Raw genomic sequence first — 2,116 nt, 5'->3', positions numbered from 1 at the left:
GGTCGCGGGGGCGGGGGCCGGCTCGGTGTCCGCACCGGTCCCGGCGGGGGCGGCGGACTCGGGCAGCGGGTCGTAGCCGCACAGCGCCTCCTGGGCGGCGCCCACGGCCAGGCCTGTGAGCAGCGCACGGCCGTCCTCGCAGATGAGCACGGTGTGGGCGGTGAGGTTGCGGTGCACCCAGCCGTGCGCGTGCACGATACGCAGCGCGGCCAGCAGGTCGGCGGCGATCTCGGCGGCGCGGTGCGCGCCCAGCGGACGGTCGGCCAGCAGTGCGGAAAGCGGTCTGCCGGGGACCCGTTCGCTCACTATCCACAGCCCGCCGTCCTCGACGAAGACGTCGAAGACCTGGTCGAGCCGGGGGTGGTCCGGGAGCTGCGCCGCGGCGACCGCGGCCTCCATCGCCCTGCGTACCACGAGGTCGGCGGGGCTGCGGGTGGCCCGGCCCCCGTCGGGTCCGTAGGGTGCGCCCCGGCCGTACGGGACATCCGTACCGTACGGGCCCGCCGCACCGCGCGTACCGTCACCGCCGGCGCCGGACCCGTGGCCGTCCTCGACGACCTCCGCCTCGACGACCTCGGGCAACGGCACCTGGCGGACGTGGACTTCCTGGCCGCTGGCGGTGTCCCAGGCCAGGGACCCGGCCAGGTCGCAGGAGTCGGCGGGCGGCGCGGGCAGGCGGTAGCGACCGGCCAACAGCCGCCCCCCATACCCCGCGTGCTCCTCCACGACACCTCCCCGACCGTGCGCGGAACCGCCAACCCGGTGCCCGCCCCGCCCCGTTGCGGGCGACGGTCCGCGTCTTTCACGATACGTCCGGGAACCCTCCACGTCACCGCGCTCCGGCCCTCTCGTCGCGGCGGGGGGCGCGTCAGCCCGCGCACGCCCTCCCGGGGCTGCGCCGTGCGTGCCGGGCCCCCGGCGGGGCTCCCGGACGGTTGCCCCCGGCGGGTCTCGGGGACGGTTCGCCCCGGGGGGGCTGGCCACGCCGCCCACGGGCACGCCGCCCACGGGCTTCGCGGCGCGGTGCCGAGGGGTCGTCAGAGCGGCTTGAACGTCCTGAACGCGGTCTTCCGGAGCGTCTCGCACTCCTTGTCCTGCCAGGCGTCGGCCTCGCAGGTGATGAGGATGGCGTAGCCGTTCTCGGCATCCACCTTGAAGCCCCGGTTGAGGACGTGGACCTTCTTGCCGTTCTCCTTGCGCAGGAAGTGCCAGTCGGCGACGGTCGGATAGCCGCGCCACCCGACCGTCCTGATGCCCAGCGACTTGTAGCCGGGGCTGGCGCCCCTGACCGCGGGCTCCTGCTTGCGCCAGGCCCCGGCGGCGTCCGAGCCCGGGGTGCCGGTGTGGTCGATCTGGATCCTCGGGTGCCCGCCGCCGGGCGCCGCGTACTTGCCGCCGGAGTTCCGGCCCGCTATCCCGGTGCGCTTCCAGCCGTCGGGCAGCGCGACGGAGAAGTGGAACCGCTTGTCCTTGACCCGGGCGTAGCCCTCGGGCAGCCCGGCGTCCTCGGCCGCGCCGTTCCTGCCGTCGCCGCCCGCGCCGCCCCCTGCGTCCCGGGCGGAGCCGCCCTCGTCCCGGCCGGTGCCCGCGCCGGCCTCCTGGGCCTTCGCGGCGCCCCGTCCGCCCTCGTCGGCGCTCGTACCGGCCGAGCCGCTCCTGGAGGCGTTGCCGTCCTTGTCGTCGCCGCCCGCGTTCACCACCAGCAGCACGACGACCACGATGACGACGACGACCGCCACCGCGACGATCGCCAGCGTCCGGGGCGGGACGCCCTTGCGCAGTTCGGGAAGTTCCCGCAGGTCTCGCAGCGAGGTGATCGCGCCGCTGCCGCCGCTCTCGGGCGGCAGCGCCCGGCTGCCGCTCCCGGCGCCCGGCAGCGGACCGTTCCCGGTGGCCCCGCCCGCCGCACCACCGGCTCCGGCACCCGTGCCGGAGCCCGCACCGGACGGCGCGCCGGCGGAACCCGGAGCCGAGGAGGAGCGGGACGAGGGCGAGGGCGAGGACGAGGGCAGGGGCGAGGAGGCCGCGGTGGAGCCGGAACCCGCGGAGGCCGCCGCGGCCGAGCCGGAGGAGCCCGTTCCGCGCCCGGTTCCCGTCCGGCCGCCGCCCGTCGCGG

1 protein-coding gene and 1 pseudogene are annotated in these 2,116 nt (G+C 77.1%); both read right to left on the bottom strand.

Translation table 11 applies throughout. The features are described from left to right. On the bottom strand, nt 1-726 hold a 726-nt coding region (locus FM076_RS20365; protein WP_345945122.1), incomplete at its 3' end, for a protein kinase. Between the two features lie 311 nt (nt 727-1,037). Continuing rightward, a pseudogene (locus FM076_RS20360) lies at nt 1,038-2,116 on the bottom strand (serine/threonine-protein kinase); the annotation flags it as partial.

The organism is Streptomyces albus subsp. chlorinus (assembly GCF_013302895.1).
GTDB lineage: Bacteria > Actinomycetota > Actinomycetes > Streptomycetales > Streptomycetaceae > Streptomyces > Streptomyces chlorinus.
This window is presented reverse-complemented; position numbering and strand designations above follow the sequence as displayed.